General features: G+C 44.7%; 11 protein-coding genes and 1 pseudogene. 5 read left to right on the top strand and 7 right to left on the bottom strand.

Annotated elements, in window-relative coordinates:
* Nucleotides 1-339 precede the first annotated feature (339 nt).
* The 6 genes from QUA00_RS18850 to QUA00_RS18825 all read right to left on the bottom strand — a co-directional run bounded on the left by QUA00_RS18850 (nt 340) and on the right by QUA00_RS18825 (nt 8,363).
* Nucleotides 340-1,164 (bottom strand): transglutaminase family protein, encoded by an 825-nt coding sequence (locus tag QUA00_RS18850; protein ID WP_333410763.1) that lies wholly within the window; start codon nt 1,162-1,164, stop codon nt 340-342.
* A 400-nt stretch (nt 1,165-1,564) separates the two neighbouring features.
* Nucleotides 1,565-3,463: a DNA mismatch repair endonuclease MutL gene (gene mutL / locus QUA00_RS18845; protein ID WP_333410762.1), complete on the bottom strand. Its 1,899-nt coding sequence runs from the start codon at nt 3,461-3,463 to the stop codon at nt 1,565-1,567.
* A gap of 182 nt (nt 3,464-3,645) precedes the next feature.
* Nucleotides 3,646-4,755: an ATP-binding protein gene (locus QUA00_RS18840; RefSeq protein ID WP_333139173.1), complete on the bottom strand. Its 1,110-nt coding sequence runs from the start codon at nt 4,753-4,755 to the stop codon at nt 3,646-3,648.
* A 335-nt stretch (nt 4,756-5,090) separates the two neighbouring features.
* A complete protein-coding gene (locus QUA00_RS18835) occupies nt 5,091-6,404 on the bottom strand; it encodes a beta-ketoacyl synthase N-terminal-like domain-containing protein (RefSeq protein ID WP_333410760.1) in 1,314 nt (437 codons plus the stop codon).
* Between the two features lie 290 nt (nt 6,405-6,694).
* On the bottom strand, nt 6,695-7,480 hold the full coding sequence (locus QUA00_RS18830) for a peptidylprolyl isomerase (RefSeq protein WP_333410758.1): 786 nt from the start codon (nt 7,478-7,480) through the stop codon (nt 6,695-6,697).
* Nucleotides 7,481-7,796: 316 nt separating this feature from the next.
* The gene (locus QUA00_RS18825) at nt 7,797-8,363 is read right to left on the bottom strand and encodes a photosystem I assembly protein Ycf4 (protein WP_333410756.1); all 567 of its coding nucleotides are present in this window, start codon (nt 8,361-8,363) and stop codon (nt 7,797-7,799) included.
* 203 nt (nt 8,364-8,566) lie between these two features.
* Here QUA00_RS18825 and psbD point away from each other — a divergent pair, with 203 nt between their 5' ends.
* The 3 genes from psbD (at nt 8,567) to QUA00_RS18810 (ending at nt 14,204) form a co-directional block, all read left to right on the top strand.
* A complete protein-coding gene (gene psbD / locus QUA00_RS18820; RefSeq protein WP_333055206.1) occupies nt 8,567-9,625 on the top strand; it encodes a photosystem II D2 protein (photosystem q(a) protein) in 1,059 nt (352 codons plus the stop codon).
* A gap of 156 nt (nt 9,626-9,781) precedes the next feature.
* A complete protein-coding gene (psbC, locus tag QUA00_RS18815; RefSeq protein ID WP_333282494.1) occupies nt 9,782-11,161 on the top strand; it encodes a photosystem II reaction center protein CP43 in 1,380 nt (459 codons plus the stop codon).
* Between the two features lie 235 nt (nt 11,162-11,396).
* Nucleotides 11,397-14,204 carry a helicase-related protein gene (locus tag QUA00_RS18810; protein ID WP_333410754.1) on the top strand — a complete coding sequence of 936 codons (2,808 nt, stop codon included), beginning with the start codon at nt 11,397-11,399 and terminating at the stop codon, nt 14,202-14,204.
* Nucleotides 14,205-14,335: 131 nt separating this feature from the next.
* On the opposite strand, the gene QUA00_RS18805 is transcribed toward QUA00_RS18810, so the two are convergent.
* Nucleotides 14,336-14,554, bottom strand: coding sequence for a hypothetical protein (locus tag QUA00_RS18805; protein WP_333410753.1), 219 nt, complete (start codon nt 14,552-14,554; stop codon nt 14,336-14,338).
* Here QUA00_RS18805 and QUA00_RS18800 point away from each other — a divergent pair.
* Both QUA00_RS18800 and QUA00_RS18795 read left to right on the top strand, forming a co-directional pair.
* A pseudogene (locus QUA00_RS18800) lies at nt 14,511-14,717 on the top strand (photosystem II reaction center protein CP43); the annotation flags it as partial. The gene QUA00_RS18805 and the pseudogene QUA00_RS18800 sit on opposite strands and share 44 nt — an antisense overlap.
* A 400-nt stretch (nt 14,718-15,117) precedes the next feature.
* Nucleotides 15,118-18,978, top strand: coding sequence for a GAF domain-containing protein (locus QUA00_RS18795; RefSeq protein WP_333410751.1), 3,861 nt, complete (start codon nt 15,118-15,120; stop codon nt 18,976-18,978).
* Nucleotides 18,979-19,032: the final 54 nt, after the last annotated feature.

Below are 19,032 nucleotides of genomic sequence, written 5' to 3'. Positions count from 1 at the left end.
AGTTTATTGAGTCTCACTTTTATGTCTTATAGTGTGCTGTGCGACATATACCAAATTTAACTACCAGCCGGGAAGTCCCGGGCGTATATTTAGAGGGGATTAATCTGAGCGCGGAGCCCCGTAGCCCGAATAAATTACGCCCGCGTGATGAAAGGCTCGTCGGGTGTAGGGACGGAAACCGACAATTATTCTTTTATACCCCTTCATGATCGGGAAATACTCTGATACTATATTAGCAAGTGGGGGTGGAACTACCTCACTATAAAAAGCATGAGAAAAAAAAGGAAAAAGAAGCCTGCAGTCTAACTGTACTCAGTTGACCGTCAGGTTTGTTCACGTTCACAGATCCCGATCGAGCCGATCGACCAATTGGCGAATTCTAGCAGCATCAGGAGCATTCGGAGCATTTCTCAGGTATAGTTCCAAATCGTGGCGCGCTTCGACCAAGCGTCCCAGTTGATAATAGAGAATTCCGCGATCGCGCCGTTCCCCCAGCGCCTCGGGAAACAGCAGCAAAATCCTTTCGATCGCCCAGAGTACCCTCACAGCATCTCCCTGTTGCAAGTAAATCGCCTTGAGATTTCCCAGCATTCGCCCCAACAAATGTCGGCGACTTACCGGGGCGAGAAAAGTCGGCTGCAACTCCATAGGTTGCCCGTAAATTTGAGAAAGTCGGGCTTGACAATCTTCAGGAAACAAGATTTCGCCGCCGTTAAACGCATCAACAAAAATACCAGCATCTTCAAAATCCGGTCTAATTAAAAAATGTCCTGGCATCCCAATTCCCACCATCGGAAAATCAATGCGCTTAGCAACCTCCAAATAAACCAAAGATAAAGAGATGGGAATGCCAGTACGCCGATCGATCACTTCATTCAAAAAGCTATTGCGGGGGTCGTAATAATCAACATCATTGCCCGCAAACTGCAACTCCCCGTATAAATAGCCGTTAATAGTTTGAATTATCCGCAGCGGATAATTCTGTGCCGGCAGGCGATCGCGCACTTCATCGGCGATCGTGTCGAGAGCGTTGAGATACTCCTCTGGCTCTAAATTTGGGTATTCTTCCAAAGCCATGTAAAGAGCAGCTTTCGCCAGGTCGATCGAGCCATCGGGCTGATTTATTTCTCGATAAAAGAGTTGTCGGGCGATCGGAAAATCCATATTTATTATTGATTTATTTTTAATCTACTTATTGGACTAATATCATGAACAGGCAAGATGCCTGTTCCACAACAAAGATTATTAGGGTAAATCGGCATTTTTTGTAGTATACTTAACCTTTTTTATGGTAATATAGATACTTTTTCTTGTAGAACAGGCATCTTGCCTGTTGCAGCTTTTTGTAGTGTAATTAAATCTTTTATGGTAAGACAGGCATTTTTTCTTGTGGAACAGGCATCTTGCCTGTTGCCCAAAAGATATTAAAAACACTGCATTATTTAAATTTTAATATATTCTAAGTTGTTTTATCTAAATCAGCCCCTATTTTTAATAAAGCTTCACGATGTTTTTTTCGATCGAGCCAGATTGAGGTGAACGCCCTCGGATGTCAAATCAACTTTCAAATCCCGTGACTTTTACCAATCACCCAACTGCGACGAAAAATCCGAGCCAAAGTCGATTCTTCCAAAGCAAAATAGATGGGGCGGCCGTGAGGACAAGTGCGCGGATTACGAGTTTGCTGCCATTCATCCAACAAGTTTTGCATTTGGGAAAGACTCAAAGGAGTACCGTTTCGCATAGCGCTACGGCAAGCAGTCGCAACTTGAGCCGCTTGTAAATCTGCGACTTTACTGAGCTCAAACAGCGCATCCGCACAGTCATCTCGCTCGGCTAACAATTCAGGAACTTCGCGGGCAGCCCATAGCTGTTCGCCAAAACTTTCTACTTCCAAACCCAAGCGGGATAAATTCTCAATTTGCAGCGCCGATAATTGACTGAGAATTACTGGTTTTTCCAGATATTTTAGCTGCCAAGCCGCGCATAATTGCTCGTATAAAACGCGCTCGTGAGCGATGTGTTGTTCCACCAACCACATGCCGCTGGAATGTTCTGCAACAATGTAAGTATTGTGAACTTGAGCGATCGCCCTCAATTCCATCAATCCTATTTTATTAGCTTTTTCCTGTTCGTCGCCTTCCTCATTTTGTATAGCCGAAATCCCGACACTGTAAGCACTTTTTTGTTCCGATGCCTTCAGCAATTTTCCCACTCGATCGGGAATTGGGGCAGACGGCAAAACTTCATCGTTCAGGTGCAAAGCACGAGCAATTGCCGCGCTAACTTGTTCTTGCCAAAAACTCGGATCGTGCAGATAAATTTCAACCTTAGCCGGGTGGCGGTTCCAGTCGATTTCCGAAGGGGAGATTTGCAGGTGAACAAAACACACCGGATAGCGATCGCGCGGACAAGTGCGGGCAAAGGCGCTGAGAATAGTTTGCTCTAATTCGGGCGATCGCACAACTCGCCGATTTACCCCAACTTTCACCCAATCCGGCCGCCTGCGGTGACAGCGATCCGGCAAACCAATTACTAATTCTAAAAACTGGGAATTGGGCATGGGGCATTGGGCATGGGGCATTGGGCATTGGGCATCGGGAATTGGGAATTGGTAACTCGGCTGTGTTTTTGACAAAAACAATTGCGTGTGTGCGAAATAATCTGGCGATTTATTCCTTTCAGGAACTGAAGGCAAATTTACTTTTAAATACTGCAAATCATTCAAGCGAATTCCGCGCACGAATTGAGGTAAAAGTTGTTCCGCTGTGCTACCAGGAGTTACGTGCAAACAAGGCGTAGTTCCTTGACGCAACTGCCAATTAACGTGCGGGTGACAAATAGCAATTTGCTGAAGGGTTAATTGGATCGATCGCATTTGCTGTGCCGGCGACAAAAAACTGCGGCGCAAAGGCCAATTGCCAAACAAATTATCAACAGTCACCACCGTACCCGGAGCGATCGCCGCTGTTTCCACCTCTACAGCAACGCCTGCGTTATTGTAAACGACCCGCCAGCCCGATCGAGCATTTTCAACTCCCCCCTTGTTAAAGGAAGATTTAGCGGGGGTTTGCGCCGAATCTCGATTTTCCGAAAAATCCCCTAATCCCAAATCATTCGATCGGCTCAAAACCTCCAAACAGCCCAACTGAGCTAAACTGTGCAAAGCTTCCCCACGAAATCCCAAAGTATCAATTTTGTAAAGGTCAGCTTCAGTGGTAATTTTGCTCGTACTGTGAGGGGAAGCCGCCTGCCGCAAATTTTCCAGATCCATTCCTGTACCATTATCTGCAACTTGCACCCGCCACTGTTCGGGCCAGACAGAAACAACGATGCGAGTTGCGCCAGCATCCAGAGAATTTTCAACTAATTCTCGTACCGCTGCGGCGATCGAGTCAATCACTTCGCCGGCGGCAATTAAATTGATAACTTCTGTGGGTAAGGTTTGAATAGTAACTGGCATCAGATTTTTAGCATTTCGTTAATTCAATTCTACTTTATTCTGCAAGTCGCTACACAGTATTAGGACTTACGCTCTTCCAGCCGGTTTCTTAGAAAAATATTGTTTGATTACAAAATATCTACTCATCAACCAAGTCTCTGAGGCTTAGTGAAAAAGTCCTCAGTATATATCTTCTAACCTACTTAATTTTGATCTGCTAAAGCCTCGGTTTTCGGCAAGCGGATGTAAAAAGTTGTCCCTTTTCCGTCCTCCGACTCATAAGTAATTTGCCCTTTGTGAGCCTCAACCATCGACTTAACAATTGCCGTTCCCAACCCAGTACCAGTCCGTTTACCATAGGTCACAAACGGTTCAAATAACTTTTCCTTAATTGCAGGTGGAATGCCGGGGCCGTTATCGTAAATGCTAATTTCTGCCCAATCCTCACTTTGCCACGCAGCAATCTCCACCCGCCCCCCTCGTCCGCCAAAAGCCTCAACAGCATTCCCAACTAAATTTTGTAAAACGCGCAAAATCTTATTTTCATCCGCTTCCACTATCACTTCTGTCACCCGTACTACCAAATCTACTTTTGCTGCTTCAAAATAAACTCGGTTCAACTTTTGAAACTGCTGCAACGTCTGAATTAGATTAACTGGTTTTTTATTTAATACAGAATTGCCGCGCGAAAATTCTAACACTTCTTCAGCCATCCCCAACATTCGCTGAACCTGCAATTGAATAAGTTCGCACCACTCCTGAGTTTCCTCATCCGGGTGCATTTCTTTGAGCACTTCACTGGAGAGTTTAATTCCGGTAAAAGGACTTTTGAAATCGTGAATAATTGTACTCACCATTTCTCCTACCAATACCATTTTTTGTTTGTGTACCAACTGGCTAACATATTGATCCGTGGTATCCCGTAAATTTTTAGTAATGAAACTAAACATTTGCAGTACCGAACTGCCTTTAGCAAACTGGAGAGTTGTTATTAGTTCTTCACGGTCTATTTTGGCCAAAGTCGAGCCGGTAACTGCCACAGCTCTAGCACTGCGAGGCTCTCCGTCTAAAACTCCGAGTTCGCCAAAATAATCGTCTGGGTTAGCGACAGCAACAGTTTGATATTTATGATTTTCGATCCGCTTGCTAAACTCGACTTTACCTTCTAAAACTAGATATAAAAAATCCGCTGTTTCTCCTTCTTCAAAAACCAGCGTTTCCTCAGCAAAACTCTCCAAAACAGCTATTTGGCAAAGGTGAGCAGCTTGCTCTGGTTCAAAATAAGACATAAATCGATGAGAGGCCAGATCCATGTGAAAATACCTGAGACTTAATTTAAACAGTTTCTTTCTTCTATTTTCGCTGATCACCATCGGTGCGTTAATAAAATACAATACTGCTTTAATCTGGCTCTCTTTTCTAGCCTCCGAGGCTTTGACGCAAGGATTAGCGTCGGGATGCAGAGCCAGACTAGCATAGCAGCACCAGCAATCTCACCAAAATTCTCAGTTAATTGACTAAAATACATAAGTATTGTAGTATTTTTGAGATTTAAATTGGATGTGCGGGGGTTCTCCGGCCTCCTCAGAAGATTTTAACTGTAGAGAGATCGTGTAATTTAAATGCCGATCGACCGAGTTTACAAAAATTAACGATCGCCCGCTAAAACGATCGCAGCATTCTGCCCGCCAAAGCCAAAACTTAAACAAACCGCATTTCTGACAATAGCCGATCGCGCACAGCGAACAAAATCTAATTCAAACCCCGGTTTTTTCATTCCCACGCAAGGCGGCAACATCTGATATTTAATACTCATCAAACAAAAAGCCACGCCCAAAGCTCCCGAAGCTCCCAAAGTATGACCCGTCGCCCCCTTAGTCGAACTAACAGCAACTCCTGGGTGAAATAACTTCTCAATTAACAGTGCTTCGTGTCGGTCATTTAACTCAGTTGCAGTACCGTGAGCATGAATAAAATCTATATCAATCGCCGCTAAATTGCTGCGTTTCAAACATTGACTTACCGCCGCGATCGCACTTTCCCCCCCCAGCTCCGGGGCATTAGCATGACAAGCATCATTTGTCAAGCCTAAACCGGAAACTCGACCGTAAATTTTAGCACCACGACGCCTTGCCAACTCGGCCGATTCTAATACAAATAAAGCCCCGCCTTCACCGAGCACAAAGCCTTCCCGATTTTCATCAAAGGGATAGCACCCATTGTTTGCCAAAGCACCCATCCGGCTAAATCCAGCCAGAGTCAGCGGTGTGATAGGCGCTTCCACAGCACCTGCGATCGCCCGCTGACACTCACCAGTGCGGATTAAATCAACAGCACGGGCGATCGACTGTAGGCCCGTCGCACAAGCAGCCATCGGCGCCAGCACCGGCCCCATCGAGCCAATTGCCCTCGCCGCCGCGATCGCCCCCATGTGAGGCAAAAAATTCACAAATTGAGAATTGGGCATTGGGCATTGGGCATTGGGCATTGGGCATTGGGCATTGGGCATTGAGAATTCTCTTTCCTCTTCCTTGTCCCCTCTTCCTTCTTCCTTCTTCCTTCTTCCCTCTTCCTTCTTCCTTCTATCCTTTACATCCGTTACAGAATCCGTTGCCGAACTTCCTTCTTCCTTCTTCCTTCTTCCTTCTTCCTTCTTCCCTCTTCCTTCCCTCGCCAACAGTTCCAAATTTGCCTGAAAACCTCGGCTAGAGCCAATAACAATCCCGCAATCAGGCAAAGGCAAAGTCAAATTAGCATCTTGCAAAGCATCTGCTAAAACCTGCCGAATTAAAGTTATTAAATCGGTCGGTTTTGTGCCAATTAAAGCCAAAGGTCGCCGTTCAAGTTCTATAAAAGGTTGATGTTGCCGAATTCCTGATTCCCCAGACAACAATCTTTTCCAGCTACAATCCAGAGTGCCTAAAGCAGAAACCAGGCCAATTCCCGTAATAACAACATCCACATCAGCCCTCAGATTCCCAAATTTTTAGTCATTAGTCATTAGTCATTAGTCATTAGTTATTAGTTATTAGTTATTTATGATTGGAACAAATTATTAACTACTAACCAACGACCAACGACTGATATCGTTTCCGGTTGCATCGGAATCATAAAATCGAGTCAACCATCAACCGTCAACAATCAGTCAGTTTTTCTACTCCGACTCAACAGTCAACAGTCAACAGTCAACAGTCAACAATCATCTCCATTGTGCAACCGGAATTGATATGACTACTGACTACTGACTACTGACTACTGAACAGGCTTAAAATTTTCCAAACCCTGAGTAACAGTAGCCTTATCAATGCGATCGCCCGCTTGAATCTTATCAACAACATCCATCCCTTGCTTCACGTACCCAAAAACCGCATAGCTACCGTCCAAAAACGGCACATCCGTCAAAGTAAAGTAAAACTGAGAAGAAGCCGAATCAGGACTTTGCGATCGAGCCATAGCCACAGCCCCGCGACTGTGCATCAACACGGGTTTCTCCTTAACCCCAGCTTCTTGTAGGGTCGCGCTGTAAGTCGGATTGGCAGCACCTTTAGCTTTAATTTCCAGAGGAATCCTGCGTTCTACAGTAGTTTTCGGGTCAATAAAACCACCAGTTCCCAGCCGCGCCGTAGGGAATTTAGGGTCTTTACCCTGGGGGTCGCCGCCCTGAACTACAAAAGGCTGAGGTTCCCGCACGACTCGGTGAAATACCAGCCCGTCGTAAACTCCTTTCTGAACCAAATCGACAAAATTGCCCGCAGTAATTGGCGCATTTGTGCCGTCGAGTTCGATCGTAATTGGAGCACCTTTAACCGTCATCACCACCGTTGCTTTTCCTTGCAATCGTGGCAAATTGCTAAATTGCGAACTCGCCGCTACAGCAGCAGGAGAAGGAGACGGAGACAAAGAAATATTTTCACCCGACACCGGATTCGGTGTCGGAGTCGAGTTTGCCACAGGGGAACTACTGCATCCTCCGACAAACAACGCGCCAATTATTAAAAGTGAGAACAACCACCGCTGAATTTTGATTTGCATTTGCATTTGTATTTTCACTTTGAGTCAATTACGGACTTTGCAACTAAAGATTTTAATTCAATAGTCCGAACTGTTTTTAGTTCGTAGTCTAAAACCAGCGATTTTCCTTGGATAGCGAACTTGCTTTGGAGCCTTGAAACTCTTATTCTACGGTTTGCAATCAAAAACTTTCGCAAGTATGGTTAATTGATAGATTCAAAAATTGGTAACGGGCTTACTCGCAGATCGATCTTTTTCACTTACCAGGTAGGTAAGGTGCGCGGCCCGGCGCACCCTACGAGACATTACCAATCTCAAATCTCAAATCGCAAATCGAAAATCCCTAAAGTCCTTCTAAGGGAACTTGCAAAAATCGAGCCAATTCGGCCGCTTGATTTTCCACTTCAGACAAAGCAATCGGCTGTCCGACTCTAGTCAGAGGAAACTGACGGCGGTCTTTGAGCTTAAGATAAATACTGCGGCGGGGATTGAGACCTTCTTTAATGTCCACCCGCACAGATTGCACGTCCGATGTCTTGCAAGTAAAATCAACTTTGCGGTTTTTGCCGGGAAATCCCCAGCGAAAGATCCGAATGTTACCAGTTTGTCGATCGAACTCGTTGTAACCGCCACCGACATCCCAGAGAATAGTCAGCCACAGGTATAGCGCCAACAGCACGCCGCAGACACCGTAGAAACTCATCGCAATGCCTTGGGGGATGAAAACAAGCTGAGTCGGGTCAGCAAAAGGCAGCAGGTTCACGTGCAAGTAGCTGGAAAGGCCCGACAGCAGGAAACCAGTCCCTCCAATGCTGACAATCGTCCCCCACCAGAAATTGCTGAAGCGGCGGGAGCCCACAACCTGGTAGCGCAGGACAGGATCGGTCGAGGTCGTTGTTTGTGCAGTCATAAAACTAAACAGCCTTAAAGCCAAATTTTAATTCAAGTAGCCCACCGAGCGTCACGGTTCGCTGGCGCGATCGCGATCGACCGATCGGCATTGTGTATCAACTCCTGCTAATTATGTTGAAAAATTATGAACTTCTAATATATAGTTATGTTAACTTTAATTAGAAACCTTGGTCTTTTAACAAGCAAAAGGATTTTACCCCAATGACAATCGCAGTCGGACGCGCCCAGACCGAAAGAGGCATATTTGATGTCCTCGACGACTGGCTCAAACGCGATCGCTTCGTCTTCGTAGGCTGGTCTGGCATCCTGCTATTCCCCTGCGCCTACCTAGCCATCGGTGGCTGGTTAACAGGCACCACCTTCGTCACATCCTGGTACACCCACGGTTTGGCAAGCTCCTACCTCGAAGGAGCCAACTTCCTCACCGTAGCAGTCTCCACCCCAGCCAACAGCCTCGGACACTCCCTGCTGTTCCTGTGGGGCCCCGAAGCACAGTGGGACTTCACCCGCTGGTTCCAACTCGGTGGGCTGTGGACATTTGTCGCCCTCCACGGCGCCTTCGCACTGATCGGCTTTTGCCTGCGTCAGATTGAAATCGCCCGTTTGGTAGGCATCCGTCCCTACAACGCCCTAGCATTCACCGGCCCCATCGCCGTGTTTGTTTCGGTGTTCCTGCTTTACCCCTTGGGTCAATCAGGCTGGTTCTTCGCCCCCAGTTTCGGCGTCGCAGCAATTTTCCGCTTTTTGCTATTCCTGCAAGGCTTCCACAACTGGACGCTCAACCCCTTCCACATGATGGGCGTTGCAGGCATCTTGGGCGGCGCGCTGTTGTGCGCTATCCACGGTGCAACCGTAGAAAACACCTTGTTTGAAGACGGCGAAGGCTCAAACACCTTCCGCGCCTTCAACCCAACTCAATCTGAAGAAACCTACTCGATGGTTACAGCTAACCGCTTTTGGTCGCAAATCTTCGGAATTGCCTTCTCCAACAAGCGCTGGTTGCACTTCTTCATGCTGTTCGTACCTGTCACAGGCTTGTGGATGAGTTCCATTGGCATTGTCGGTTTAGCATTAAACCTGCGCGCCTATGACTTCGTATCACAAGAATTACGCGCTGCTGAAGATCCTGAGTTTGAAACGTTCTACACTAAGAACATTCTGCTTAACGAAGGCATTCGTGCTTGGATGGCTCCGACTGACCAACCTCACGAAAACTTCATCTTCCCTGAAGAAGTTCTGCCTCGCGGTAACGCACTTTAAAAAAATCAGGATTTGGATTTCAGATTAATTTAGTTTTTTTAAATTAATCTGAAATCCAAATCCCAATTCCCCGGCGCAGGTGCGGTACTCCCGTGTCCTACTGGGGAACAAAAAAACCCAAAATCCAAAATCTAAAATCGTTGGAGGTTCTACCGGGTGGTAACGCTCTCTAATTCCTACGCAAGCGGTCGCGACCAAGAATCCTCCGGGTTCGCTTGGTGGTCTGGCAACGCTCGTTTAATCAATCTCTCCGGCAAACTGCTGGGCGCACACGTCGCTCACTCTGGTTTGATCGTGTTCTGGGCCGGTGCAATGACTTTGTTTGAAGTCGCTCACTTTATCCCAGAAAAGCCCATGTACGAACAGGGCTTAATTTTGATGCCCCACGTCGCTACTTTGGGTTGGGGCGTAGGCCCCGGCGGTGAAGTCACTGATATCTTCCCGTTCTTCGTAGTCGGCGTTCTTCACTTAATTTCATCTGCTGTTCTCGGTTTGGGCGGCATTTATCACGCCGTTCGCGGCCCGGAAATTCTCGAAGAATACTCTTCGTTCTTCGGGTACGACTGGAAAGACAAGAACCAGATGACCAACATCATCGGCTACCACCTGATTCTGTTGGGATGCGGCGCTTTGCTGCTGGTAGCTAAAGCCATGTTCTTCGGCGGTGTCTATGACACTTGGGCTCCAGGCGGCGGCGACGTGCGTATTATCACGAACCCCACTCTGAATCCGGCTGTGATTTTTGGCTACTTGACTCGCTCTCCTTTTGGTGGCGAAGGCTGGATTGTCAGCGTCAACAACATGGAAGATATCATCGGCGGTCACATCTGGGTTGGCCTGATTTGTATCGCTGGCGGTGTTTGGCACATTTTGACCAAGCCTTTCGGCTGGGCTCGCCGCGCCTTAATCTGGTCTGGCGAAGCTTACCTGTCTTACAGCTTGGGCGCTTTGTCCCTGATGGGATTCATCGCTTGCTGCTTTGTCTGGTTCAACAACACTGCTTACCCCAGCGAATTCTACGGCCCGACGGGCCCGGAAGCTTCTCAAGCGCAAGCTTTGACCTTCCTGATCCGCGACCAACGCTTGGGTGCTAACGTCGGTTCTGCACAAGGCCCCACCGGTCTGGGTAAATACCTGATGCGCTCTCCTACTGGCGAAATCATTTTCGGCGGTGAAACGATGCGTTTCTGGGATTTCCAAGGCCCTTGGTTGGAACCCTTACGCGGTACTAACGGTTTGGACTTGAACAAAATCAAGAATGACATTCAGCCTTGGCAAGCTCGCCGCGCGGCTGAGTACATGACTCACGCTCCTTTGGGTTCTTTGAACTCTGTGGGCGGTGTGGCGACTGAAGTTAACTCGTTTAACTTCACTTCTCCTCGTTCTTGGCTGTCCTGTTTCCACTTTGTGATGGGTTTCTTCTTCTTGGTCGGCCACTTGTGGCACGCTGGTCGCGCTCGCGCGGCTGTCGCTGGCTTTGAGAAGGGTATCGATCGCGAAAATGAACCAGTGCTGGCTATGCCAGACTTAGACTAATCGATCGAATTTATTTCTGATTTGATTGTCTAATCGAAAAAGGCTCCTGCTTAACGGCGGGAGCTTTTTTTTGTAGGGGAATGTTGGGGAAAGTGTGGTTGACAAATAGGGAGGATTATGGAAACATTGAATTCCCAAGGGGATATGGATATAAAAAATTGAGCGGGGAGAGGGAAAACCCGCGTCTGTATGGGCTGACGGGTGAGGTAATGAATATTATTAGGGTAGAGTAATTGTGCAAAACAATAAAAAACGCTTAAGTTGGTTTGAAGCAGGTAAATCATTGCTAAATATTACTGAGCAGCTAGAAAAAGCTAAACAAAAAATTCGGATTGCTACAGGATTTTTTACAATTAAAGGATGGAACTTAATCCGTCGTTACACTACAGGTAAAAAAACCTATCTTTTAGTTGGCTTAGACGATCCTGGTGAACAACGAGCAAGAATGGCTTTAATTCAAGAAATAATGCGAGACTTACGAACAGGATTAGACATAGATAGAAGAAAGTCGGTTCGTGACCTTGTGAAAAAAATCGAGTCTAATCAATTTGAAATTGTTGATGCTAGGGCCAAAGACCACCATAACAAGCTTTATATTTCTGATGAAAGAGCTGCTATTCAAACCTCCTCAAATTTAACGGGAAAAGGACTCATCGAGCAAGTCGAAGGCGGAAATATTATTACTGAAAAATCTGAATTGATAGACTTAATTCAAGAATTTGATAACTTTTTTAACAACGCTCACGATTTAACCCAAGACCTACTAGAAATTTTGAAGAAATGGTTAGAATTTGCTACACCTTGGGATATTTATCTAAAAACACTATTAACTTTAGAGCAAATTAAACCAGTTAAAACTACTTATAGTAAAAAGCCTCTCATTTATCAACAAGATATGATTTCTTTAACATTAAGCCAAATTTATGAACATGGTGGCTCAATGCTAGTTGCTTCAACAGGACTAGGTAAAACTGTGATGGGAACTTTAATTGCCGTTCAATTAAAATCAGAAGATTTTATTGATAAAGTGATTATTATTTGTCCAATGCCTGTTAAGGCTAGTTGGCGTAAAGAAATGCGAGATGCTAGTATATCTGCTGATTTTTTCACTCTGGAAACTTTAGATAAAGAAGATTCAAATAAGGCAATGGATCTGGATAATTGGGAGGATTTTATTGATGATATCTGCTCAGGGAAAGGACGTTATCTATTAATATTTGATGAGAGTCATAAGTTAAGAAAGCGTTATCCAGATCAATTTGGAAATAAATATTCTAAAAGTGAAAGAAGAAGAGAAAGAAAAGCATTCACTAGAATCAATAAAGTTGTGAATGAATTTGGAAATCCCGAAAGAGTTAAAGTTTTATTATTAACAGGTTCACCTTACGCCACAGATATTGAGAATATTAATGTTCAACTTCTTTTATTACCTCACACTGCCCCACCTGATGTTTTATTTCCGGATTTTTTTGATAATGCTCGTGCTTGGAAAATTGAAGAATCAAGTCAATTCACACAATTACCTGTTGCTCACCAATTAACAACTCCCCACGTTGCTAAATATTATGGTCAATCAGATGAAAAAGGACGTTATATCAATTTGGGAGAACAAAAAAAATATTTTCCTGATGTTCTTCTTTTTACTATTTCTTTTCCTGTAATTTTGGAATCTGAGTTAAGCTCAGTAATCACTCAAGGCTATTTTGATTTAAACATACCTAATGCTATATATCGAAAAAATATTGTTACTCAGATCAAGAAAGCCTGGGCAAGTTCTCCTTTAGCATTAAAAGAAAGTTTAGAAAGTGTTGTCGATACCCCTGGAGGAGAAAAAGCATTTATTTTGGAGAAGTCTGAATTTTTGATTTCAAAAGAAGAACGTCAAGAAGTTTTAAATCCAATTATTAGTAAGCTAGATAAATCCAAACCACAACAAGATAAAAAACTCCAAAATTTGCTGAAGATTATAGATTTTCACTGTCCTCAAGAAAAATTAGTTATTTTTTGTGAACGTTATCCTACTGCTTCTTATTTAGAAGAAACAATTAAATTGTTAAAGCCATTTTTAAGAATATTTAGCACGATTGAAAAAAATAAAGATACTAAATATCAACCAAAAACTTTAAATAAAGTAGAAAAAGCAATTGAAAAGTTTGCCCCCATTGCTAATAATACTTCTCCAAATGGTGAAGATACTTATGATGTATTTATCACTACTGATAATTATGGCATTGGCGTTAATATGCAGGATGCCTCAGTTGTAGTTAATTATGACATAGCATGGACTCCTATTGAGCCGATTCAAAGAGCCGGAAGAATTTTAAGACTTTGGGATGATTTTCGGACTGTAAGAATATATACTTTCATTCCAATTCTTACAGAGACCAAAGAGTTACAAGATGAATTTGTAGATATAGGTAAACGTTGGGATAAGTTAATGCAACGCCATGAAGAATCTCGTAAATTAACTGATTTGCCTGTTTTAACATCAGATGATAACCAATTAATTAATATGCCAGATTTTGCTTCTGATACTAAAGTTAAAAAGGGAATTTTAACTCTTGAGAATGCCGATGATAAAGACGTTTCTCGTTATTATCAACATACTCGTAAACTACATTTCCATCGCGATCATGCGGAAAGTCTCGAAAGTGATTTGGTTAGTGCTTTAAATTATTCAGGTGAATATATTCTTATATATATTCTTTTGAAACATAATGATGACTATAAAATATTATTGTACGATGGACAAAAAGACAACTTGCGCTCTCCTTCACCTGAGTATATTCTAGATTTAATTGAATGTACTCCTGAAACTGAAGTTGCTTTAGTAGAGGCGGACATAGTAGAAGAGTTGGCTGATATGGCTATTAGAAAATGGTGCGATCAAAATCAGATTTCTGAAGAAGAGGTTAGTAGAGAATGCACATTATATTTGAAGCCCAAGGATAGTGAAAATTCAATCAAAAAATTGCTGAGGTATGAAGGCCCTGACGAGTCTGAGGCTACTGATTGGACGCGACCCCACCATCCGCCCGGTTGAGAGAGTTGCTAAACGAAGGTTAAAAGTGTTACACGATGGAGAGTTCATCAGTTGCTTGGATACGACCTTGGGGATGATAAGGTTGGAGGCAATTCGACAAGAGCAGAGTCAGCTTTTACAAGAAGCGTTGGCTATTTTAGGCAAGCAATTGGATGCAGAGTGAGAAGGTGTGGCCCGATCGCACTCATGGTAAATTTAATAAATCCAGGCTTTCCCTCAAAAGCAGACAAAAGAAGGCTTGCAGTCGATCGCCCAATACGCCATGCCCGATTCCGAATTTTCCGATGACTTAAAATGGACACCTGAAGCCAAGGCAAAGTCGCAACTGAAGTTAACTCGTTTAACTTCACTTCTCCTCGTTCTTGGCTGTCCTGTTTCCACTTTGTAATGGGATTCTTCTTCTTGGTCGGCCACTTGTGGCACGCGGGTCGCGCTCGCGCTACTGTCGCTGGCTTTGAGAAGGGGCTCAATCGCGAAAATGAACCAGTGCTGGCTATGCCTGATTTGGACTAATCGATCGAATTTATTTCTGATTTGATTGTCTCATCGAAAAAAGCTCCAGCTCGCGCGGCGGCAGCTTTTTTTTCAGCAAATATCTGGAAAAATGGGCTTTGCGCTCGCTCGACCTTTCTGTGAGTGACTCTGCAAGTCTTGAAACTTGACAAATGTAATCATTTAGGGTATGAGACTTGCAAGGCAGGCTCTACAAAGTTTATATTTAAAGTAGAAAAGTTTTAATCCCACACAATGAAAAGTTGCAATTTGAAGGCAGCTCGCTAGCGGTGCAAAACTAATCGACGATCGCCATCAGGATATTTATATTTTATTAAATGGCTGTGCTTGCCGAATTTTTTAACAGGCACAAAACTTTTGGGCCGCTTACTATTATTGCTAGGAAAGCAAAAGATTAATAATGGACTCATTAAAGATCGAAAATGTCAAGGTGAGGTTTGATCGAGCAAATTTGCTCGAACGCATCGCCAACCGCATTCGCCACTCTCTAGAACTACCCGAAATTCTGAGCGCAACAGCAGCAGAAGTTCAATCCTTCTTGGGAACAGACAGAGTAAAAATCTACAAATTTCATAGCGACGGTAGCGGTGAAGTGATTGCCGAATCAATTAACGGCAACCGCTTGCCATCCCTATTGGGGCTGCATTTTCCAGCAGACGATATTCCCCCTCACGCCCGCGAAATGTTCGCGCAACTACAGGTGCGATCGATCGTCGATATAGATTCCGGGCTGCTAGGCCAAAGTCCGCGCCGCGAGGCGGTTTCCGGCAAACTGCTGCCCGACGACGAAATGCGCTTTCGCGCGGTTGACCCCTGCCACGCTGAATACTTGACTGCACTGGGCGTCAAGGCTTGCTTGGTAGTACCAATTTTTCACGGCGAAGAATTCTGGGGGTTGTTGGTATCTCACCACTCCGAGTCGCGGAGTGTGACAGAAAACGAACTCCAAGGCGTTCAGACGGTGGCAGATCAGCTCGGCGTCGCCATAGCCCAGTCAACCCTCCTCGCCCAAGCAAGGGCGAAAGCTCAACGGGAAGCTGCCGTCAACCGCGTCGCCACAGCCCTTAACTCCCAGCCGGCGATTGAACTCCAAACAGCTTTGGCAGAATCGGTAGCAGCACTAGATGCCGCCGGCGGCAGGCTGTGCATTTTCGCCACGCCATTCGTTTGCGACAGCAGCAAGGTTACGAATCTAGTTCCCTATTCGGATAACTCCACTCGCGAACTCACAGTCTACACTTGCGGCTCAGGGCCGAAGATGCCAATTTCTGCCAAATACCCCCAGGTTGAGCAATACAGCGTCTGGCACGAATATTTTAAATCCGGCGCTCAACAGGTTTGGGCAATTCCCGACTTGTACCAAATTAGCAGTTTGAGAAGCCTGCAACCTGCATTTCGATCGACCAAAATTCGCAGCATTTTAATCGTACCGCTCAGAACCCGCCAGCAAATATTCGGTTACTTGACCATTTTTCGAGAAGAATTTGACACCGAAACTCTCTGGGCTAGACAGTTTGATAGGGACGAGCGGCTCGCCCAATCTCGGATATCTTTTGAAGCGTGGAAAGAGTCAAAAGCTGCCCAAATTCGCGAATGGAAGGCTGAAGAAATTGAATTGCTCCAAATTTTGGGCAACCACTTTTCTAATGCTATTAACCACTACCAACTCGATCAACAAATAGAGGAACTTAACACAAATTTAGAAAATCAAGTTCAAAAGCGCACTGCTCAACTACAGCAGTTGACCCAACACCAACGAGTGCTGTTTGAAGTGGTGGCAAAAATGCGGCAATCCCTCGACTTAAACAAGATTTTTAGCACGATGTCCCAGGAAGTGCGGCGGGCTTTAAATGCAGAGAGAGTGGCAGTTTACCGCTTCGATTCCGCATCAGAATTTAAGGACGGCGAATTCGTTGCCGAAGATGTTTTGCCAGATTTTCGGTCAGCAATGGCAGTCAAAGTGCACGATCGCTGCTTTGGAGAAAACTACGCCAATCTCTACTCTCAGGGGCGAGTTCACGCCATGTCTGACATCAGACAAGCCGGACTGGAAGATTGCTTTGAGCAAGTCTTGGAGCAATTTCAGGTCAAAGCTACTTTAGTTGCACCGATTATGAAAGGCAACGACCTTTGGGGGTTGCTGTGCGTACACCAATGTTCGGCTCCCCGCAACTGGGAATCTTCCGAAATTAAGTTTGCTACCCAAATTTCCGCTCAGCTCAGTATCGCCCTAGAACAAGCAGATTTGCTCGCTCAAACTCAGCAGCAAGCAGTTGAGTTGCAGCGGGTAGCAGAGCAGGAGCGAATACTGTTTGAGGTAGTTACTAAGATTCGACAATCTCTCGATTTAGATACAATTTTTCGTACTACAACTACCGAAGTGCGGCGGATATTAAAGGCCGATAGAGTTGGCATTTATCGCTTCGATCCTAGTTTAAACTTTAATGAAGGCGAATTTATTACCGAAGATGTTTTGCCTGGTTTTTCTTCGGCAATGAATGTAAAAGTTCGCGATCATTTCTTTAGCGAAAACTATGCTAAAAAATATAGTCAGGGACAGATTCAAGTGCTACAAGATGTCGAAAATGCTGGACTTTCAGACTGCCATGTTGCTCTTTTAGCTCAATTTCAAATTAGAGCTCAGGTGATTATGCCACTGATGAATGGCAGCCAACTTTGGGGTTTGCTGTGCGTGCACCAGTGCAGCGGTTTGCGCCATTGGAACACTTCGGAAATTCAGTTTGCTACGCAAGTGGGAATTCAGTTGAGTGTAGGATTAGAACAAGCAGATTTGTTGGCTAAAACGCGGCAGCAATCAGTTGATTTGCAGTGGGCAGCCGAGCAACAGCGGATACTGTTTGAAGTGGTGGCTAAGATTCGAGAATCTCTCGATATCAACGCGATTTTTCAGACTGCCACCCAAGAAGTGTGTCAGTTTATGCAAGTTGATAGAATTGCTGTCTATCAATTTAATCCTGATTGGAGCGGCCATTATGTGGCAGAGTTTGTGAAAGATGGCTGGATAAAATTGGTAGGCGAAGGTATCAATACGGTTTGGCAAGATACTTATTTGCAGTCAAACCGAGGCGGCAGATATGCCAATAATGAAACTCTAGCCGTTGACGATATCTATCAAGTTTGCCACTCGGAGTGTGACCTTGGTATTTTAGAGCAATTTCAGGTGAAGGCTTATGCGATCGCGCCGATTTTTGTAGGACAAGAACTTTGGGGTTTGCTGACAGCGTATCAACATTCTGGGCCCCGCTGTTGGGAAAGTTCAGAAGTCAACTTTTTAGCTCAGATTGCCAATCAATTAGGCGTTGCTATCCAACAAGCCGATTTGCTGGCTCAAACCAGACGCCAAGCAGAACAAATCGCTCAAAGTTTAAAAGATTTGCAACACACTCAAGCTCAATTGATTCAAACTGAAAAAATGTCTGGTTTGGGGCAACTGGTAGCCGGGATTGCTCACGAAATTAACAATCCGGTTAATTTTATTTACGGCAATCTCAATCACGCTAGTGAATATACTGCTAGCTTACTGAGTTTGCTGGAACTTTACCAGCAGCAATATCCCGATTATAGTCCTGAAATAGAAAAATTGAGTGAAGATATTGACTTGGAATTTCTGCTAGAAGATTTGCCAAAATTGCTATCGTCAATGAAGGTGGGAGCAGATCGCATCCGTCAAATAGTTCTGTCTTTAAGGAATTTCTCTCGTCTTGACGAAAGTCAAATGAAGGCGGTTGATATTCACGAGGGCATTGACAGCACGCTGTTAATTTTACAGCACAGGCTGAAATCTAATGCGGACGGTGCAAACATTGTGCTAGTGAAAGAATACGGCATTTTGCCGCGAGTTGAGTGTTATGCTGGACAGTTGAATCAGGTGTTTATGAATGTAATCGGGAATGCGATCGATGCTTTGGAATCGCACAAGTTGCTCGCTGGTTCATCTGTAGCTCCTCAAATTAAAATCTCTACTGCTGTCGGTCAACTTAATGGTAATATTCCTAGCGCGGTGATTCGGATTTCTGATAACGGTACGGGGATTTCGGAATCTATGAGCAAACGCATATTTGACCCTTTTTTCACAACTAAGGCAGTGGGTAAAGGTACTGGATTGGGACTGTCAATTAGTTACCAAATTGTGGTAGAGAAACACGGCGGCGTTTTAAAATGCAATTCGGAATTGGGGAAAGGTACTGAGTTTGCGATCGAGATTCCGCTTCGACAGCAGTCATTAGTCATTAGTCATTAGTCATTAGTCATTAGTCATTAGTCATTAGTCATTAGTCATTAGTCATTAGTCATT

This window comes from Microcoleus sp. T2B6 (assembly GCF_036700475.1).
Taxonomy (GTDB): Bacteria; Cyanobacteriota; Cyanobacteriia; order Cyanobacteriales; family Microcoleaceae; genus Microcoleus.
This window is presented reverse-complemented; position numbering and strand designations above follow the sequence as displayed.